This is a genomic window from Streptococcus sp. oral taxon 058 str. F0407, assembly GCF_000235485.1.
Taxonomy (GTDB): Bacteria; Bacillota; Bacilli; order Lactobacillales; family Streptococcaceae; genus Streptococcus.
On record NZ_JH378873.1, the window covers coordinates 1 to 19,627 of the forward strand.

Here is a 19,627-nt window from a genome sequence, read left to right on the forward strand (position 1 = left end):
GCCACCTCAGTCCGTAAGCGTTCATTCTCCTCCTGGAGTCGTTCTAATTCTGTCATTTCTTCCCAAGTTTTCTTCCGTTTACGTCCCATTTTAGCTGCTCTCCCTCTTGTTTTCTCAACAATAGTATACCCGTTTTTCTTGTATTGCGCCAGCCAGTTAAGAAGTATCGTACGACTTGGGAGACCGTATTCAAGAGAAACTCTATCTTGAGACCAGTTTTCATGTAGGACTTTATCAATCATTTCTTGTTTTAGTTCTGGAGAATAGTAACGATTCTTGCCTTTTTTGACGAACTCTATTCCGTAACGATCCATCAATTTAATCATGTATCTAAGATTAGAACTGTTTATCCCAAATTTATTTGAAAGTTGCTCTAAGCTATATCCTTGTTTTCTAAGTTCATAGATCTGAACTTTATCCTCATAACTCAATTTCATAATAAAACACCCCAAAAGTTAGATTTTTTCTGTCTAACTTTTGGGGTGCAGTTCAAAAGGTGCGTTTTTTCGTATTTAAACTAATTTACCGTACTCTCCCAACTAGGATCTCTGCTTCGATGGTAACCTCTGTCAGTTGGCTCCAGTCAATCTTACTTTGATCGACGTGAAAGAGTAGGGGCGTCATGGCAAGCAGGGCTTGGCGTTTCTCTGCTGTGATGGGTTTGGTCAGGGAGGCTGTTTGGCTCGATTGGATGCTGAAGTGTTCTTGGAAATGATCCTTGATATCTTGGTTGGAATAGTCCTTCTTTGTCAGTTGGTCTTGAATCTTTTGACGGATTTCCTTGAGGTGATTTTCAGTTGGGATGACCTTGATCAAGATGCCATTTTTGGATAAAACGCGGCGAAATTCTCCATAATGGGCAGGCGAGAAGATATCAAGCAGGATATCCATGCTGGCGTCTTTTATAGGAAGTTGAGCCAGATCGCCGACAAACCAGTTGACTGCCCAGTTGGGTTCACTCTTAGCAGCGATTTGGATGGAATCTTTGGAAATATCAAAGGCGTAAAAGGTTTTGTCAGAGTGACTTTCTTGTAGTTTGCGAGAGTAAAACCCTTCGCCACAACCAATATCCAAGACAGTTTTTGCGAATGGATTAGTTGTTAGTAAGTCCGAAACACCTTCTAAAATAGCCTGATAAAAACCAGCTTCTAGGATTTGTTGTCGGTTTTGGAAGTTTTCCTTGTCGTAGTTAGCGGATTGCTTGATTTGCGGTGCTAGATTGACATAGCCGAATTTTGCTAAGTCAAAAGAATGGCGGTTGCTACATTTTAGGCTAGACTCTACCAAGGTGAGGTTTTCTTGACAGATAGGGCAGGCAAAGGCACTAGCAGTAGCAAAACGTTGAAGTTTTGGTTTGAGGTTTGTATTCATAGTTTAAGTCTAGCAAAAAAAGGACTGGATGGCAAATGCCTCCAGTCGGTTTTTTAATATGTAAGGACGAAGTATTTCTTCTTCCCACGGCGGATAACAGTCAGTTCGTTTTCGAGCTTGTCTGCGTCGCTCAAGACATAGTCAAGGTCTTGGATGCGGTCGCCGTTGACGTAGATAGCTCCGTTTTGAACGTCTTCACGGGCTTGGCGTTTTGAGTTAACTACACCAGATGAGACGAGGAGTTCCACGATATTGTGGTTTGCGTCTGCTTGTACTTGGTAGTTTGGCACTCCACGAAGTCCTTGTTTGAGTTCTTTGACAGAAAGGTTTTTGATGTTTCCAGCAAAGAGTTGCTCGGTAATATTGAGGGCTTCTTTGTAAGCTTCTTCTCCGTGAACAAGAGTCACGACTTCACGAGCCAGGATTTTTTGAGCCAAGCGTTCGTGTGGAGCTGCTTCAAACTGTTTGCGGATGTCTTCAATCTCATCCAGTGACAAGAAGGTAAAGATCTTCAAGAAGCGAACGGCGTCAGCGTCCATGACGTTCAACCAGAATTGGTACATTTCGTATGGAGAAGTTTTTTCAGGGTTGAGCCAGACTGCGTTTCCTTCTGATTTACCAAATTTCTTCCCGGTCGCATCTGTGATAAGGGGAACTGTGATAACGTGGCCGGTCTTGTCAGCCTTACGACGTAGCAATTCGGTACCAGCTGTCATGTTTCCCCACTGGTCAGAACCACCGATTTGCAGGGTAACGTTATGGTCTTGGTTAAGGACATAGAAATCATACCCTTGCATGATTTGGTAAGCAAACTCTGTGTAAGAAATCCCTGTTTCGATCCGTTTCTTCACAGACTCCTTACTCATCATGTAGTTGACAGTGAAGTATTTTCCGACATCACGGAGGAAGTCAATGAAGCTGATGCTGCCAAACCAGTCGTAGTTGTTGACCATGACAGCTTTATTTTCACCGTTTTCAAAGTCAAGAAAGCGAGAAAGTTGTCCTTGGATAGACTTGACCCAGCCATCCACTGTGTCTTTTGTTTGGAGACTACGTTCAGCATCTTTGAAGGACGGATCTCCGATGAGACCTGTAGCACCGCCAACGAGCGCATAGGGTTTATGACCTGCTAATTGCAAACGACGACTTGTCAAGATAGCGACAAGGTGACCGAGGTGAAGGCTGTCAGCAGTTGGATCGTAGCCACTATAATAAGAAACTTGACCTTCTTCTAGGGCTTTACGCAAAGCTTCTTCATCAGTCGTTTGAAAAATCAAACCACGCTCTTTTAGCTCATCAAAAATGTGCATATGTCTTTTCTCCTTTTTAAAATATTGTTTCTACCTATTGTATCACAAACTTGGGCAATAGCCTAGTGGAATAGGGAAGAAAGTGGCTATTTTATTGAAAGTTTACCTTTTATGGTATAATAGAGAAAGTGAGGACATTCATGAAAGAAAGAATTAATGAATTAAAAACAAAAATGCTACATGTTTTCCAGCAGCTAACTGCTAAATGGAAACAAAGACAAGCAGATAAGAAAACCGGTAAAAAAGGGACCTCTTCTGACAAAGCTGGAAAGGCAGGGTCTAATTTTGCTAAGGTTTTGAGTGGGTTTAAAATAGTTTTTAATACTCTCTTTATCCTAGGTTTTATCGGTGGACTGTTTGGTGCTGGGGTGGCTATGGGTTATGGAGTTGCCCTATTTGACAAGGCCCAAGTCCCTCAAGCAGAAGAGTTGGTCAAGCAAGTGAAGGATATTGCCTCTATCTCAGAAATCACTTATTCTGACGGCAGTACCATTGCCTCGATCGAGGGCGATTTGTTGCGCACTTCAGTCGCTTCAGGTGCTATTTCGGATAATCTTAAAAAGGCTATCATTGCGACAGAAGACGAGAATTTCAACGAGCACAAGGGAGTTGTGCCTAAGGCCGTTATTCGTGCGACCTTGGGAACTTTTGTCGGTCTGGGGTCATCCAGTGGTGGTTCGACCTTGACTCAGCAGGTTATCAAGCAGCAAGTGGTGGGGGATGCTCCCACTCTAGCTCGTAAGGCGACAGAAATCGTAGATGCTCTTGCCTTGGAGCGTGTTATGAGCAAGGACGAAATTCTGACGACCTATCTGAATATTGCTCCTTTTGGCCGCAATCACAAAGGTCAAAATATTGCAGGTGCCCAGCAAGCTGCAGAAGGAATTTTTGGTGTTAATGCTTCAGATTTGACGATACCTCAAGCGGCTTTTATCGCAGGCTTGCCGCAGAGCCCGATTAGTTATTCCCCTTATGAATCTGATGGTAGCATGAAGAGCGATGAGGACATTGCCTTGGGAATCAAGCGTGCCAAGGATGTCCTCTACAACATGTATCGAACAGGTGCTCTAAGTCAGGAAGAGTACGATAAGTACAAGGATTATGACTTTAAGAAAGACTTCCTACCATCTGGTAGCGTTAGCGGTACTTCGCGTGACTATCTCTACTTTGCAACCTTGGCAGAAGCCACAGATCGGATGTATGATTATCTAGTTGAGAGAGATCATGTCTCTGCGCAAGAGCTAAAGAATGAGTCCATCCAGAAAGCTTATCATGACCTAGCAACCAAGGAAATTGAAAATGGTGGTTATAAAATTACTACCACCATCAATAAAAATGTTCATGCTGCGATGCAAAATGCGGTTGCGAATTATGGCCGATTACTAGATGATTCGACAGGCCAGCCTGAGGTAGGAAATGTCCTCATGGACAACCAAACTGGAGCTATTCTTGGCTTTGTCGGTGGTCGTAATTATCAAGAAAATCAGAATAATCACGCTATCGATACCAAGCGTTCTCCAGCTTCAACAACTAAGCCTATACTGGCCTATGGTATTGCGATTGACCAAGGTTTGATGGGAAGTGCAAGTATCTTATCAAACTATCCGACAAACTTTTCAAACGGCAATCCCATCATGTATGTCAATAGTCCTGGTACAGGGATGATGACTTTGGGAGAAGCTCTTAACTACTCATGGAATATCCCAGCCTACTGGACTTATCGTACGCTTCGAGAGAAGGGTGTCGATGTCAAGGGCTATATGGAAAAAATGGGCTACGAAATTCCTGAATACGGTATCGAAAGCTTACCGATGGGTGGAGGAATTGAGGTTACAGTCGCCCAGCATACCAATGGTTATCAGACCTTGGCTAATAATGGGGTCTACCACAAGAAACATATGATTTCCAAGATTGAATCAACGACGGGGCAAGTGATTTATGAGCATAAAAGTCAACCTGTCCAAGTCTATTCAAAAGCGACAGCGACCATCATGCAGAGTCTGCTTCGCGAGGTGATCTCATCTCGAATTACTTCGAGCTTCCAGACGGACTTGGCTTCTATCAATCCAAGCCTAGCTCGCGCCGACTGGATTGGAAAAACCGGTACGACCAATGAAGATGAAAATATGTGGCTCATGCTTTCTACACCTCGATTGACTTTAGGAGGTTGGTTAGGTCACGACGACAACCGACCGCTAGCTAAGGGTGCAGGTCATTACCGAAACGCCAATTATATGGCTCACTTGGTTAATGCCATCCAGCAAGCCGAACCTGGAATATGGGGAAATGAGCGCTTCAATCTCGATCCAAGTGTGACAAAATCTCAAGTCCTCAAATCGACAGGGGAGAAAGCAGGCAAGGTCACAATCAATGGCAAAGAAGTCACCGTTTCAGGTTCTACAGTAACGAGTTATTGGGCTACTAAAGAAGGGGCGCCAGTAACCACTTACCGCTTTGCTATCGGAGGGAGCGATGCAGATTATCAAAATGCTTGGAAGAGCATTTTAGGAAGTTTACCGAGTCTTCCTAGCCCAACTCTTCCAAGTTCAAGTAGCAGTTCGGGAACAAGTTCATCAACTCGCTCAAATCAATCAAATCGATAGAATATAAAAGTAGCAAGTTTCATTTAATATTATGTTTCGTGCTACTTTTTTCTTTTTTCATTTCGTGTTACAATAGGAGAATGAATAAGTATCAAAAGAAGATTTTTAAGGGAACTCTATATTCACTGTTGTCAGGTCTAATCTGGGGGATTTGTGGTATTTTAGGAGAATATTTTTTCGCCCATTATCAGGTGTCGTCTGGCTGGATCACTTCCATGCGCCTGCTTTTGGCAGGTAGCTTGGTCTTGTTTTTATCTGCCTTTCAGTTGCGCTTTCAACTATTGGATATTTGGCGAAATAAGAAAAACTATCTGCCTTTTTTAGCCTACGCTATTCTAGGTATTTTTTCTGTGCAGTTTTTCTTCTACCTCTGTGTTGAATATTCAAATGCGACGACAGCAACGATTTTGCAATTTATCAGTCCAGTTTTTATCTTGTTTTATAATCGTATCATCTATCAAAAGAAGGCTTCTATCACAGCCATTCTCTATGTTTTGATTGCCATGCTAGGTGTTTTTTTGATGGCTACAAAAGGGGATTTATCCAAGCTATCAATGACACCTCTGGCTTTGGTGACAGGGCTACTCAGTGCTGTAGGGGTCATGTTCAACGTTATCCTACCTCAGCGTTTTGCGCGTGACTATGGTTTTGTGCCAACCGTTGGTTGGGGGATGTTGCTAGCAGGTGTTTTTAGCAATTTTCTTTATCCTGTTCATCAGATTACCTTTCAACTTGATGTGACAAGCCTTTTGATTTGTTTTACTATTGCTGTGTTTGGAACGGCTTTTGCTTTTTTCCTTTCGATGAAGGCTGTGCTACTCGTCTCACCGTTAGTTGTGTCAGTTGTGAGTGCCAGCGAACCTTTATCTTCTGCATTGTTAAGTGTGCTATTTCTAGGTATGGTTTTGGATGGTTTTCTAGCTTTGGCTATGATTTTGATTATCGTTCCAATGGTTTTCTTATCAATTGAGGAAACGAAGGAAAGGTAAAATGTTCTGTTCGAGTGCTTAAGGCTTCAAATTTGAAGCCTTTTTTGGTAGAATAGGTATCATTATAATGAACCAGGAGGTGCCTATGACTGCTACAAAAATGAATGCTCAAGAAATTATCCAATTTATTGCTAATGCTGAAAAGAAAACCAGTGTCAAAGTAACCTTTGAAGGAGAACTCGCAACTGCTGTACCAAGCTCTGTTGTCAAACTGGGAAATGTTTTATTTGGAGACTGGAAGGACGTCGCTCCGCTTCTTGATGGTTTGGTAGAAAATCAAGACTATGTTGTTGAGCAAGATGCTCGTAATTCTGCAGTTCCTTTGCTAGATAAACGTGATATCAATGCTCGTATCGAGCCAGGTGCTATTATTCGTGATCAGGTTGAAATTGGTGACAATGCTGTTATCATGATGGGAGCTGTTATCAATATCGGTGCTGAAATCGGAGCAGGAACCATGATTGATATGGGTGCTATCCTCGGTGGCCGTGCTATCGTTGGGAAAAACAGTCACGTTGGTGCAGGTGCAGTTTTGGCAGGTGTAATTGAGCCGGCTAGCGCAGATCCAGTCCGTGTTGGGGACAATGTTCTCATCGGAGCTAATGCAGTGGTTATCGAGGGTGTCCAAATTGGTAGTGGTTCAGTCGTTGCCGCAGGAGCTATCGTTACCCAAGACGTACCAGAAAATGTGGTGGTAGCAGGCGTTCCGGCTCGTATCATCAAAGAAATCGACAGCCAAACCCAACAAAAAACAGCGCTAGAGGATGCGCTTCGTACCTTGTAATTGTAAAAGTAAAAAAAGAGGCGGAACCCTTTTTCCAGCCTCTTTCTGCTATATCGGAGGATAGATAGATGTTAGATTTGATTCAGATTCGACGAGATTTGCACCGGATTCCAGAGATTGGCTTGGAGGAATTCAAAACTCAGGCATATTTGCTGGATGTGATTGAGAAATTGACTGCGGGCAAGGATTTTGTTCAAGTTCGCACCTGGCGGACAGGGATTTTGGTCTATTTGCAGGGAAGTCAGCCGAAGAAGACCATTGGTTGGCGAACAGATATTGATGGACTGCCTATCGTTGAACAAACAGGACTACCTTTTTCTTCCCAACACCAAGGTCGTATGCATGCTTGCGGACATGATTTCCACATGACTATTGCCTTGGGCTGTCTCGAGCGCGCCCTTGAGGAGCAACCTAAGAATAATCTGCTCTTCCTATTTCAACCTGCTGAAGAAAATGAAGCGGGTGGTATGCTCATGTATGAGGATGGCGCTTTTGGTGACTGGCTACCAGACCAGTTTTATGGGCTCCATGTTCGTCCAGATCTGAAAGTCGGTCAGATTGCGACCAATACTCACACACTCTTTGCTGGGACTTGCGAAGTTAAGATCCGTTTCAAAGGAAAAGGCGGGCACGCAGCCTTCCCGCATGAAGCCAATGACGCCTTGGTGGCTGCTAGTTACTTTGTGACCCAGGTGCAGTCAGTTGTCAGCCGCAATGTTAACCCAATCGAGGGAGCAGTAGTGACCTTTGGCCTTTTCCAAGCTGGAACAACCAACAATGTCATCACAGACACAGCCTTTTTGCATGGAACTATTCGGGCCTTGACACAGGACATGAGTCTCTTGGTGCAAAAGAGGGTTACGGCAGTAGCAGAGGGAGTTGCAGCAGCCTTTGATATGGAAGTCGAAGTGGAACTCAAGCAAGGAGGCTACCTACCTGTTGAGAACAATCCAGCCTTGGCGCGTGAACTGATGAACTTCTTTAAAGAAAAAGAGGGAATCGAGTTGATTGATATCGATCCTGCTATGACAGGCGAGGACTTTGGTTATCTCCTTTCAAAGGTCGATGGGGTTATGTTTTGGCTAGGTATCGATAGTCCCTACGCCCTTCACCACCCTCAGATGAGTCCTAAGGAAGAAGCTCTGGCTATTGGGGTGGATGCGGTCTATAGTTTCCTGAAAAAGAAGGCAGCAGAGTAGAGGAATTGTCTATGAAAGCAACACTACGCAAGCAAGTCTTGCAAGAAATGAAGGTTTTATCTCAAGAACAAAAACAGGCTATGGATCGAGCTTTAACAAAACGATTTTTGAATCACTCCTTTTATCAAGAAGCCAAGGTCATCGCAACCTATCTCTCTTTTTCGCACGAATTTCAAACCCAGGAACTAATCGAGCAGGCGCTAAGGGATGGCAAAAAGGTGCTGATACCCAAAACGTATCCCAAGGGGCGCATGGAGTTTGTGGGTTACGATCCGCAGCAGTTGGTAAAAACTTCCTTTGGTTTACTGGAACCCCAAGGAGATTTGGAAGTGGTGGATACCTCTCAGATTGATTTGATTCATGTTCCGGGCTTGGCTTTTACAACAGAGGGCTATCGGATCGGATATGGCGGGGGCTACTATGACCGTTATTTGGAGAATTTTGCTGGGCATAGCCTGAGCACAATCTATCCTTGTCAAGTTCAAGAATTTAACTCGGAAGACCACGATATTCCCGTCCAGGAGGTGCTAATCTATGAAGGAAATCTTTGATAAACGTTACCCTGTTACTAGTCTTTTTCTCCTAATGACAGCTTTGGTATTTCTCTTGATGTTGATTACTACGGGTATCAACTTTGATCAGACAAAAACTCTGTTTCAGTTTGGAGCTATGTATGGACCGATTATTCGCCTGTTCCCAGAACAGATCTGGCGCCTTTTTTCGGCTATATTCGTGCATATCGGTTGGGAACATTTCATTGTTAATATGATTTCACTTTACTTTCTTGGACGACAGGTGGAGGAGATTTTCGGCTCTAAGCAGTTCTTCTTTCTCTATCTCTTATCAGGAATGATGGGGAATCTCTTCGTTTTTGCTTTTACACCGAAAACCCTAGCGGCAGGAGCATCCACCTCCCTCTATGGGCTATTTGCAGCGATCATCGTCTTGCGCTATGCAACTCGCAATCTCTATATCCAGCAGTTGGGGCAATCCTATCTGACGCTTTTCGTGATAAATATTATTGGCAGTGTTATGATTCCAGGAATTAGCCTAGCAGGACATATTGGTGGTGCAGTAGGCGGTGCCTTTCTAGCAGTCATCTTTCCAGTCAAATGGGAAAAAAGGATGTTTAGTACCAGCCAGCGAATCGGAGCAACTCTACTTTTTATCGCACTAGCCGTTTTCCTTTTCTACAAAGGAATGAGCTATGTGTAGAGGTGGAATAGTTAAAAAGAGCCACGGGACTATTGTCCCAGGCTCTTTATTGTATATAAGATGTTTTTTATTTCCCCTCAGATAACTCTTTGCCGAGTTGGATGAGGTAGTCTTTCAAATCATCCTTGACTTGAGGGTGCTTGAGGGCGTAGTCAATGGACGTTTTCATAAAGCCAAACTTATCTCCGACATCGTAGCGAGCTCCCTTGAACTCACGAGCAAATACACGTTGTGTTTTATTGAGGGTGTCGATCGCATCTGTCAGCTGAATTTCATTTCCTGCACCTGGAGTTTGGTTTTCGAGGATTTGAAAAATTTCAGGTGTGAGGAGGTAGCGTCCAATAATAGCAAGGTCGCTAGGAGCATCCTCTGGAGCTGGTTTTTCAACGAAGGTCTCAACGCTGTAAAGACCGTTTTTTCCTTCACCTTGCGGAGCAATCACCCCATAGGCAGATACTTCGTCGTGAGGGACAGGCATGACAGCGATAGTGGACGCGTGCGTACGCTCGTAGTCATCCATGAGTTGTTTGGTAAGCGGAACAGCCTTGTCGTTGGTGATATCCATCAAGTCATCACCAAGCATAACGACAAAAGGTTCATTTCCGACGAAAGCCTTGGCTTGCAAAACAGCGTCTCCGAGACCGCGTGGATGAGTTTGGCGGATAAAATGCAGACGCATGCCAGTCGTTTCATCAACTAGTTTCAAAAGATCCGTTTTCCCTTTTTCTTTGAGGTTGTATTCCAATTCGAAGTTTGAATCGAAGTGATCCTCGATGGAACGTTTTGACTTACCAGTAACAACCAAGATATCTTCGATTCCAGACTTGAGGGCTTCTTCAACGATAAATTGGATGGTTGGTTTGTCTACGATTGGCAACATTTCCTTGGCCAAGGCTTTAGTTGCAGGGAGGAAACGAGTTCCCAATCCAGCGGCAGGGATGACTGCTTTTCTGACTTTTTGTTTCATAATGTTCCTTTCTATAAGGGTCTAAGACCATTCGTTTTCTGCTTTAAATTCATTGCTCATGATGTCATTGATTGCTTCTTTGATATTGACACCTTCATAGATAACTCGGTAGATGGCTTGTGTGATTGGCATGTAGACACCCAATTCCTGAGCCAGTTCGTAAGCTGCTCGGGTCGTTGAAATTCCCTCAATGACCATGCCCATGTTGGCTTCGATATCTGCTAGAGATTCTCCACGACCGAGAGCGTCACCCGCTCTCCAGTTGCGAGAGTGGACGGATGTCCCCGTTACGATCAAATCACCGACTCCAGAAAGACCGCTATAAGTCAGAGGATTAGCTCCAAGAGCTACTCCTAAACGGGTGATTTCTGCTAAGCCACGGGCGATGATGGCTGCCTTGGCATTGTCACCAAATCCTAGGCCATGTAATGCACCTGCACCAACTGCGATGATGTTTTTCAAAGCACCGGCAGTTTCAACCCCGATAACATCCGTATTGGTATAGAGGCGGAAGTAGTGATTGCTAAAGAGGTTTTGGACGTACTGGGCAGTTTCAAGATCTTTGGAGGCTGCAGTAATCAAGGTGATATCGCGTACAATGGTTTCCTCAGCGTGGCTAGGTCCTGAAACAACGACGACTTCACTACGGAGATCAGCTGGAATTTCTTCTTCAAGAATGGTTGATAGGCGTTTGTGACTATCTGGTTCCAAGCCTTTGGAGGCATGCATGATGACAACCTTGTGATCGAGTACCTTTGCTACTTGTTGGGCAACCAGTCTCGTTACTTTTGTTGGGACAACAAATAAAACAGCGTCCACACCCTTTAATGTTTCTTCTAAGTCATGATAGGCCTTGATGTTTTCGTCGAGTAGGATATCTTGGAAGTAGCGTTTGTTTGTATGTTGGCTATTGATTTCATCGATTTGGTCAGGAATATTTCCCCAAATCCGAACCTCGTGTCCATTGTCGTTTAGGACCTGCGAAAGGGCAGTTCCCCAAGACCCAGGACCCAAGACAGCTATGGTTTGTTTCTTCATTTTTTCCTCCTTGTAAGAGTTCTTCTTTTCATTTTATCATAAAAAGCCTTTTCATGCATTACTTACGAGTGAAAGCGCACTAATTTATAATACGAAAACGCCTTTGACAAGATTCCTCTTTTTTGCTAGAATAGCATCAACATGAAAGAATGAGAGGAGCTGGCGAATTTCGTCACTCCCTTTTGTCTATCTGATTAGGAGGAAGTATGCTGATTGAAAAAATTAAAGCCTATAAATGGCAAGCCTTGGCATCCTTTGTGATGACAGGCTTGATGGTTGCGAGCTCGCTCTTGCAACCTCGCTATTTGCAGGAGGTTTTAGATGCTTTACTGGCTGGCCGACATGAGGCTATTTATAGTATTGGGGCATGGTTGATAGGAGTAGCCCTCGTGGGTCTGGTTGCAGGTGGTGTCAATGTTCTTCTTGCAGCCTATATCGCTCAGGGAGTATCTTCGGATCTTCGGGAAGATGCTTTTCGTAAAATCCAAACCTTTTCTTATGCTAATATTGAGCAGTTTAACGCTGGAAATTTAGTAGTCCGTATGACCAATGATATCAACCAAATTCAGAATGTGGTGATGATGGTTTTCCAAATCCTTTTCCGTCTTCCCTTGCTTTTTATCGGTTCCTTTATCTTAGCGGTTCACACCCTGCCTTCGCTTTGGTGGGTAATTGTCCTTATGGTAGTGCTGATTTTTGCGCTTACAGGTATCATGATGGGGATGATGGGGCCGCGCTTTGCCAAGTTTCAGACCCTTCTTGAACGAATTAATGCTATCGCCAAGGAAAATCTACGTGGTGTGCGTGTGGTTAAATCCTTTGTGCAAGAAAAAGAGCAATTTAACAAGTTTACTGAGGTCTCAGATGAGCTTCTGGGTCAAAATCTCTACATCGGTTATGCTTTTTCTGTAATGCAGCCCTTTATGATGTTAGTCGGATATGGAGCAGTTTTTCTTTCAATCTGGCTGGTGGGTGGAATGGCCCAATCAGATTCGTCTGTCGTTGGTTCCCTTGCTTCCTTCGTTAACTATCTCAGTCAGATTATTTTCACCATTGTCATGATAGGTTTTTTGGGGAATACAGTCAGTCGTGGTATGATTTCGATGATGCGTATCCGTGAGGTTCTAGATACTGAGTCAGCGATGACTTTTAAGGATCTTCCAGATGAGGATCTAGAAGGAAGTCTTTCTTTTGAAAATGTGACCTTCACTTATCCTACCGATGAAGAGCCCATGCTTAAGAATGTAACCTTTGATATTGCACCTGGTCAGATGGTCGGTGTTGTTGGAGCGACTGGGGCAGGTAAGTCCACTCTTGCTCAGTTAATTCCACGACTTTTTGACCCACAGGAGGGTTCTATCAAGATTGGTGGCAAGGACATTCGAGACGTCAGCGAGGGAACCTTGCGTAAAACAGTCTCTATCGTCTTGCAACGTGCTATTCTCTTTAGTGGGACCATTGCAGATAATATCCGTCAAGGGAAAGGCAATGCTAGCGTGTCCGAATTGGAACGTGCAGCACGAATCGCCCAAGCCAGCGAATTTATCGGGCGCATGGAAAATAAATTTGATAGTCAGGTCGAAGAACGAGGTACCAACTTTTCTGGTGGACAAAAACAACGGATGTCGATTGCCCGTGGGATTGTCAGCAATCCCCGTATCTTGATTTTTGACGATTCGACTTCGGCCTTGGATGCCAAGTCAGAGAGGCTCGTGCAGGAAGCTTTGAATAAAGACCTGAAAGGGACAACAACGATTATCATCGCTCAAAAAATCAGTTCAGTCGTCCATGCAGACAAGATTTTGGTCTTGGACCAAGGACGTTTAATTGGAGAAGGAAAACATGCAGACTTGGTAGCTAGCAATGCCGTCTACCGTGAAATCTACGAAACACAAAAGGGAAAGGAGGAATAAAATGAAAACAGTTCGATTTTTCTGGAATTATTTTAAAGTTTACAAGCTCTCCTTTGTCATTGTGATTCTGATGGTTGCGATTGCGACGATTGCCCAAGCCCTCTTTCCTGTTTTTTCAGGTCAAGCAGTGACGGAGCTCGCTAATCTGGTTTTGGCTTATCAAAATGGGACTTCAGAACAAGCCTGGCAAAGTTTGTCAGCTCTGATGCTGAATCTAGCTCTGGTTGTCCTTGTCTTGGTTGTGTCTAGCTTGATTTACATGGCCTTGATGACCCGTGTGATTGCCGAGTCGACAAATGAGATGCGTAAGGATCTCTTTGGCAAACTTTCCCGTTTGACGGTTTCTTTCTTTGACCGCCATCAGGATGGTGATATTCTCTCTCGCTTCACTAGTGACTTGGATAACATCCTTCAAGCCTTCAATGAAAGCCTAGTTCAGGTTATGAGCAATATTGCTCTTTACATCGGTTTGATTTTTGTCATGTTTTCAAAAAATGTGACGCTAGCCCTGATAACAGTAGCCAGCACCCCAGTGGCCTTTCTCATGTTGGTCTTCATTGTGAAAATGGCTCGCAAGTACACCGATCTCCAGCAAAAAGAGGTTGGGAAACTCAATGCCTACATGGACGAAAGTATTTCAGGGCAGAAAGCTGTTATCGTACAAGGGATTCAGGACGACATCGTAGCAGGCTTTGTGGAGCGAAATGAGCGCGTGCGTAAGGCAACCTTTAAAGGGAGAATGTTCTCAGGCATCCTCTTTCCTGTTATGAATGGGATGAGCCTGGTCAATACGGCCATCGTCATTTTTGCAGGTTCGGCTGTCCTACTGAATGATCCAAGCATCGAAACAACGACAGCCCTAGGTTTGATCGTCATGTTTACCCAATTTTCTCAGCAGTACTACCAGCCGATTATCCAGGTGGCTGCTAGCTGGGGGAGTCTCCAGTTGGCCTTTACTGGGGCAGATCGTATCCAAGAAATGTTCGATGCAGAAGAAGAGATTCGCCCGCAAAATGCACCTGCCTTTACGGAATTGCGAGAAGGTGTTGAAATCAGTCATGTTGATTTTTCTTATGTGCCTGACAAGCCGATTTTGAAAGATGTTAGCATTTCAGCTCCTAAAGGACAGATGATAGCAGTTGTCGGTCCGACTGGTTCGGGGAAAACAACCATCATGAACCTCATCAATCGTTTCTACGATGTGGATGCAGGTAGCATTTGCTTTGATGGCAAAGACATCCGTGACTACGACTTGGACAGTCTGCGGAGCAAGGTCGGTATTGTCTTACAGGATTCGGTTTTGTTTAGTGGAACGATCCGAGACAATATACGCTTCGGTGTGCCAGATGCGAGTCAGGAAATGGTCGAAGCTGCTGCCAAGGCAACCCATATTCATGACTACATCGAAAGCTTGCCTGACAAGTATGATACCGTTATTGATGATGAGCAAAATATCTTCTCAACTGGTCAGAAACAATTGATTTCCATCGCTCGAACTCTGATGACAGATCCTCAAGTCCTAATCTTAGATGAAGCGACTTCCAATGTGGATACCGTAACAGAAAGCAAGATTCAACATGCCATGGAGGCAGTAGTAGCAGGTCGAACCAGTTTTGTGATTGCTCATCGTCTCAAGACCATCCTCAATGCCGATCAGATTATTGTCCTCAAAGATGGAGAAGTCATTGAACGTGGGAATCATCACGAGTTGCTCAAACTCGGCGGTTTCTACTCAGAACTGTATCACAACCAATTTGTCTTCGAATAAAAAAGAAGCTGTCCTCTTGGGCAGCTTTTTCTTGTCCATAAAAAATACTTATCACGGTCTTTTAAAAAACATATTAGACAGCAGAGAGCTTGAATGATAAGATAGGACTATCGTTAGAAAATCGAAAGGAGCCCCATCATGGCTAGAACGGTTGTAGGAGTTGCTGCAAATCTATGTCCTGTAGATGCAGAAGGGAAAAACATTCACTCATCTGTATCCTGTAAATTTGCAGAGAGCATTCGTCAAGTCGGTGGTCTCCCTTTAGTGATTCCTGTAGGAGATGAGTCCATTGTGCGCGATTATGTGGAAATGATTGACAAACTCATCTTGACAGGTGGGCAAAATGTCCATCCTCAGTTTTATGGAGAGAAAAAAACCATTGAGAGCGATGATTACAACCTTGTACGCGATGAGTTTGAGCTAGCTCTCCTGAAAGAAGCGCTCCGTCAGAATAAACCTATTATGGCAATCTGTCGCGGAGTTCAGCTGGTCAATGTTGCTTTTGGCGGCACTCTCTACCAAGAAATTGAAGGTCACTGGCAAGGCTTGCCTTTTGGAACATCTCATTCTATTGAGACAGTAGAAGGAAGCGTGGTGGCTAAGTTGTTTGGCAAAGAAAGTCAGGTCAACTCAGTCCATCGTCAGAGTATCAAAGATCTGGCACCTAATTTCCGTGTGACAGCGGTGGACCCTCGAGATCAGACAGTGGAAGCGATTGAGTCTGTCGACGAGCATCGTATTATCGGTTTACAGTGGCACCCAGAGTTCCTGGTCAATGAAGAAGATGGCAATTTAGAATTATTTGAGTATTTATTAAATGAATTGTAACGGTTAGAATATCTAGCCGTTTTTATTCGCCCTTTCAGATTTTTTATATTTTAGCAAATTTACGCAAACGTTTGAATTCTGATAAAAATTGGGCAAATTCAATAAAAAAGCTTGAAAAAATCGAAGGTAAGCGTTATGATAGAAAAGAAGAAATTTTGGAGGATTATCATGTCACATATTAAATTTGATTATTCAAAAGTTTTAGACAAATTTGTTGCCCCACATGAAGTGGAATACATGCAAGCGCAAGTAACAGCTACAGACGAATTGATTCGCAAAGGAACTGGTGCTGGTAGCGACTTCTTGGGTTGGTTGGACCTTCCTGAAAACTACGACCGCGAAGAATTTGACCGCATCTTGAAAGCTGCTGAGCAAATCAAGTCAGATAGCGATGTCTTGGTTGTAATCGGTATCGGTGGATCTTACCTTGGTGCCAAAGCAGCCATTGACTTCTTGAATCACCACTTTGCTAACTTGCAAACAAAAGAAGAACGTAAGGCGCCACAAATCCTTTACGCAGGAAACTCAATCTCATCTACTTACCTTGCTGACTTGGTAGAGTATGTAGCTGACAAAAACTTCTCAGTAAACGTGATTTCTAAATCAGGTACAACAACAGAACCAGCGATCGCTTTCCGCGTCTTTAAAGAACTCTTGGTTAAGAAATACGGTCAAGAAGAAGCAAACAAACGTATCTATGCCACAACTGACCGCCAAAAAGGTGCTGTGAAAGTTGAAGCAGATGCCAATGGTTGGGAAACATTTGTAGTTCCAGATGACATCGGTGGACGCTTCTCAGTATTGACAGCAGTTGGATTGCTTCCAATCGCTGCATCAGGTGCAGACATCAAAGCTCTTATGGAAGGTGCCAACGCAGCTCGTAAAGACTACACTTCAGATAAAATCTCTGAAAATGAAGCTTACCAATATGCAGCAGTACGTAACATCCTTTACCGTAAAGGCTACGCTACTGAAATCTTGGTAAACTACGAACCATCACTTCAATACTTCTCAGAATGGTGGAAACAATTGGCTGGTGAGTCAGAAGGAAAAGACCAAAAAGGTATTTACCCTACTTCAGCTAACTTCTCAACTGACTTGCACTCACTTGGTCAATTTATCCAAGAAGGCACTCGCATCATGTTTGAAACAGTTGTCCGTGTTGACAAACCTCGTAAGAACGTGATTATCCCTAGCTTGGAAGAAGACCTTGACGGCCTTGGATACCTTCAAGGAAAAGACGTTGACTTTGTAAACAAAAAAGCAACTGACGGTGTTCTTCTTGCCCACACAGACGGTGACGTGCCAAACATGTATGTGACTCTTCCAGAGCAAGATGCCTTCACTCTTGGTTACACCATCTACTTCTTCGAATTGGCCATCGCCCTTTCAGGTTACTTGAATGCTATCAATCCATTTGACCAACCAGGTGTTGAAGCCTACAAACGCAACATGTTTGCCCTCCTTGGTAAACCAGGATTTGAAGAATTGAGCAAAGAACTAAACGCACGTCTATAATAGAAGAAAAGAGTGGCTTGACCACTCTTTTTACTCTCTTTATTCATAGACATTGGACTCAGGCGAGACTTGTGATATAATATAGAAAGCAAAAAGGCAGACGCCTAGAGACTTTATAGGAGAAACTATGTCAAAAGATATCCGCGTACGCTACGCACCAAGTCCAACAGGACTACTACACATCGGAAATGCCCGTACAGCATTATTCAACTACCTCTACGCACGCCATCATGGTGGAACTTTTATCATCCGTATCGAAGATACTGACCGTAAACGCCATGTTGAGGATGGTGAGCGTTCACAGCTTGAAAATCTTCGTTGGTTGGGCATGGACTGGGATGAAAGCCCAGAAACTCATGAAAACTACCGCCAGTCTGAGCGTTTGGAACTCTATCAAAAATACATCGACCAATTGCTAGCTGAAGGAAAAGCCTACAAATCATACGTTACAGAAGAAGAGTTGGCAGCTGAGCGCGAACGTCAGGAAGTAGCAGGCGAAACACCTCGCTACGTCAATGAATACCTTGGCATGAGCAAAGAAGAAAAAGCAGCTTACATCGCAGAACGTGAAGCAGCAGGTATTATCCCGACTGTTCGTTTGGCAGTTAATGAGTCTGGTATATACAAGTGGCATGACATGGTCAAAGGTGATATCGAGTTTGAAGGTGGCAATATCGGTGGTGACTGGGTGATCCAAAAGAAAGACGGTTACCCAACTTACAACTTTGCCGTTGTTATCGATGACCATGATATGCAGATTTCTCATGTTATCCGTGGAGATGACCACATTGCTAATACACCAAAACAACTCATGGTTTATGAAGCGCTTGGTTGGGAAGCTCCAGAGTTCGGTCACATGACTCTGATTATCAATTCTGAAACGGGTAAAAAATTGTCTAAACGTGACACCAACACCCTTCAGTTTATCGAAGACTACCGTAAGAAAGGGTACCTTTCAGAAGCTGTCTTTAACTTTATCGCCCTTCTCGGTTGGAATCCTGGTGGTGAAGATGAAATCTTCTCTCGCGAAGAACTCATCAAGCTCTTTGATGAAAGCCGCCTCAACAAGTCTCCAGCAGCCTTCGACCAAAAGAAACTAGACTGGATGAGCAATGATTACATCAAGAGAGCCGACTTAGCAACCATTTTTGAGATGGCAAAACCATTCCTAGAAGAAGCAGGGCGTTTGACTGACAAGGCCGAAAAATTGGTGGAACTCTACAAACCACAAATGAAATCAGTGGATGAAATTGTTCCTTTAACTGACCTTTTCTTCTCAGATTTCCCAGAGTTGACAGACGCTGAGCGTGAGATCATGGCTGGAGAAACCGTTCCAGTTGTTCTAGAAGCTTTCAAAGCGAGACTAGAAGCGATGACAGATGAAGAATTTGTGACAGAAAACATCTTCCCACAAATCAAAGCAGTCCAAAAAGAAACAGGCATCAAAGGAAAAAATCTCTTCATGCCTATTCGTATTGCTGTATCAGGTGAAATGCATGGACCAGAATTGCCAGACACCATTTTCTTGCTCGGACGTGAAAAATCAATCCAGCATATCGAAAACATGCTCAAAGAGATTTCTAAATAAGAAGGACTGCCAATGGATATCTGGGAAAAGATGTATGAAAAAGCACGAACCTTATACAATCCCCACGAAGTTTCTGACTTTGTTTATGCTAACCATGTCGTTGCTGCGGTAGAAGCAGAAGATGGTCAAATATTCACAGGATTTTGTATGGAAAGTACTTGTGGCGTTTTTCATCTCTGTGCAGAACGAGCAGCTCTCTTCAATATGTACCAATTTTCAGGACAAACTAAAGTTAAGAAAATCCTAGCCTTTCGAGATAAGCCACCCTATGGCGAAGGATCAGGTATGCCCTGTGGCGCATGTAGAGAATTTCTCTTAGAATTGAATGCTGAAAATAAAGAAGCAGAGTTCATGATGGACTACGAAACAAGAAAAACAATCAAAGTTGCCGAATTGATCCCGTACTGGTGGGGAGAGGAACGTGCGACTAATTGGCAAGCCAAATAGAGAGTCAGTTAAACTGGCTCTTTCCTATTATCTTCAAAGAATTTGTATAGGCTGAAAAAAAGTTCTTGACAAAGGAGAAAAAGTAGGTA

16 protein-coding genes and 1 pseudogene are annotated in these 19,627 nt (G+C 43.7%); 12 read left to right on the top strand and 5 right to left on the bottom strand.

Annotated features, from left to right (window positions below; all coding sequences use genetic code 11):
• From HMPREF9184_RS00085 to tyrS, 3 genes and pseudogenes are all read right to left on the bottom strand, one after another.
• Positions 1-437 (bottom strand): annotated as a pseudogene (locus tag HMPREF9184_RS00085) (IS3 family transposase); the annotation flags it as partial.
• Positions 438-522: 85 nt separating this feature from the next.
• Complete coding sequence (locus HMPREF9184_RS00090) at positions 523-1,371, bottom strand: putative RNA methyltransferase (protein ID WP_001095539.1); 849 nt, start codon at positions 1,369-1,371, stop codon at positions 523-525.
• Between the two features lie 53 nt (positions 1,372-1,424).
• A complete protein-coding gene (tyrS, locus tag HMPREF9184_RS00095; protein WP_000546872.1) occupies positions 1,425-2,681 on the bottom strand; it encodes a tyrosine--tRNA ligase in 1,257 nt (418 codons plus the stop codon).
• Between the two features lie 140 nt (positions 2,682-2,821).
• On the opposite strand from tyrS, the gene pbp1b reads away from it, so the two are divergent.
• From pbp1b to HMPREF9184_RS00125, 6 genes are all read left to right on the top strand, one after another.
• A complete protein-coding gene (gene pbp1b / locus HMPREF9184_RS00100; protein WP_000664445.1) occupies positions 2,822-5,284 on the top strand; it encodes a penicillin-binding protein PBP1B in 2,463 nt (820 codons plus the stop codon).
• An 80-nt stretch (positions 5,285-5,364) separates the two neighbouring features.
• Positions 5,365-6,273: a DMT family transporter gene (locus HMPREF9184_RS00105; RefSeq protein WP_001046349.1), complete on the top strand. Its 909-nt coding sequence runs from the start codon at positions 5,365-5,367 to the stop codon at positions 6,271-6,273.
• Positions 6,274-6,358: 85 nt separating this feature from the next.
• Positions 6,359-7,057, top strand: a complete 699-nt coding sequence (dapD, locus tag HMPREF9184_RS00110) for a 2,3,4,5-tetrahydropyridine-2,6-dicarboxylate N-acetyltransferase (RefSeq protein ID WP_000127444.1) — start codon at positions 6,359-6,361, stop codon at positions 7,055-7,057.
• A gap of 68 nt (positions 7,058-7,125) precedes the next feature.
• Positions 7,126-8,256, top strand: coding sequence for an N-acetyldiaminopimelate deacetylase (locus HMPREF9184_RS00115; protein ID WP_000885063.1), 1,131 nt, complete (start codon positions 7,126-7,128; stop codon positions 8,254-8,256).
• Between the two features lie 11 nt (positions 8,257-8,267).
• The gene (locus HMPREF9184_RS00120; protein ID WP_000648426.1) at positions 8,268-8,807 is read left to right on the top strand and encodes a 5-formyltetrahydrofolate cyclo-ligase; all 540 of its coding nucleotides are present in this window, start codon (positions 8,268-8,270) and stop codon (positions 8,805-8,807) included.
• The gene (locus tag HMPREF9184_RS00125; protein ID WP_000658484.1) at positions 8,791-9,471 is read left to right on the top strand and encodes a rhomboid family intramembrane serine protease; all 681 of its coding nucleotides are present in this window, start codon (positions 8,791-8,793) and stop codon (positions 9,469-9,471) included. Before HMPREF9184_RS00120 ends, HMPREF9184_RS00125 begins: the two co-directional genes overlap by 17 nt.
• 67 nt (positions 9,472-9,538) lie before the next feature.
• Here the strand turns inward: HMPREF9184_RS00125 and galU are convergent, their stop codons facing one another.
• Positions 9,539-10,438, bottom strand: coding sequence for a UTP--glucose-1-phosphate uridylyltransferase GalU (gene galU / locus HMPREF9184_RS00130; RefSeq protein WP_000811025.1), 900 nt, complete (start codon positions 10,436-10,438; stop codon positions 9,539-9,541).
• 21 nt (positions 10,439-10,459) lie between these two features.
• The gene (locus HMPREF9184_RS00135) at positions 10,460-11,476 is read right to left on the bottom strand and encodes an NAD(P)H-dependent glycerol-3-phosphate dehydrogenase (protein ID WP_000745020.1); all 1,017 of its coding nucleotides are present in this window, start codon (positions 11,474-11,476) and stop codon (positions 10,460-10,462) included.
• A gap of 206 nt (positions 11,477-11,682) precedes the next feature.
• On the opposite strand from HMPREF9184_RS00135, the gene HMPREF9184_RS00140 reads away from it, so the two are divergent.
• The 6 genes from HMPREF9184_RS00140 to HMPREF9184_RS00170 all read left to right on the top strand — a co-directional run bounded on the left by HMPREF9184_RS00140 (position 11,683) and on the right by HMPREF9184_RS00170 (position 19,538).
• Positions 11,683-13,389: an ABC transporter ATP-binding protein gene (locus tag HMPREF9184_RS00140; protein WP_000904377.1), complete on the top strand. Its 1,707-nt coding sequence runs from the start codon at positions 11,683-11,685 to the stop codon at positions 13,387-13,389.
• 1 nt (position 13,390) lies between these two features.
• Positions 13,391-15,157, top strand: a complete 1,767-nt coding sequence (locus HMPREF9184_RS00145) for an ABC transporter ATP-binding protein (protein ID WP_000859997.1) — start codon at positions 13,391-13,393, stop codon at positions 15,155-15,157.
• Positions 15,158-15,295: 138 nt separating this feature from the next.
• Positions 15,296-15,985 (top strand): gamma-glutamyl-gamma-aminobutyrate hydrolase family protein, encoded by a 690-nt coding sequence (locus HMPREF9184_RS00150; protein WP_000124762.1) that lies wholly within the window; start codon positions 15,296-15,298, stop codon positions 15,983-15,985.
• A gap of 168 nt (positions 15,986-16,153) precedes the next feature.
• Entirely contained in the window at positions 16,154-17,503 is a 1,350-nt protein-coding gene (locus tag HMPREF9184_RS00160) for a glucose-6-phosphate isomerase (RefSeq protein WP_000018253.1), read from the top strand.
• Positions 17,504-17,630: 127 nt separating this feature from the next.
• Positions 17,631-19,091 (top strand): glutamate--tRNA ligase, encoded by a 1,461-nt coding sequence (gltX, locus tag HMPREF9184_RS00165; protein ID WP_000031069.1) that lies wholly within the window; start codon positions 17,631-17,633, stop codon positions 19,089-19,091.
• A gap of 12 nt (positions 19,092-19,103) precedes the next feature.
• Entirely contained in the window at positions 19,104-19,538 is a 435-nt protein-coding gene (locus HMPREF9184_RS00170) for a cytidine deaminase family protein (RefSeq protein WP_000355935.1), read from the top strand.
• The last annotated feature ends 89 nt before the right edge of the window (positions 19,539-19,627 follow it).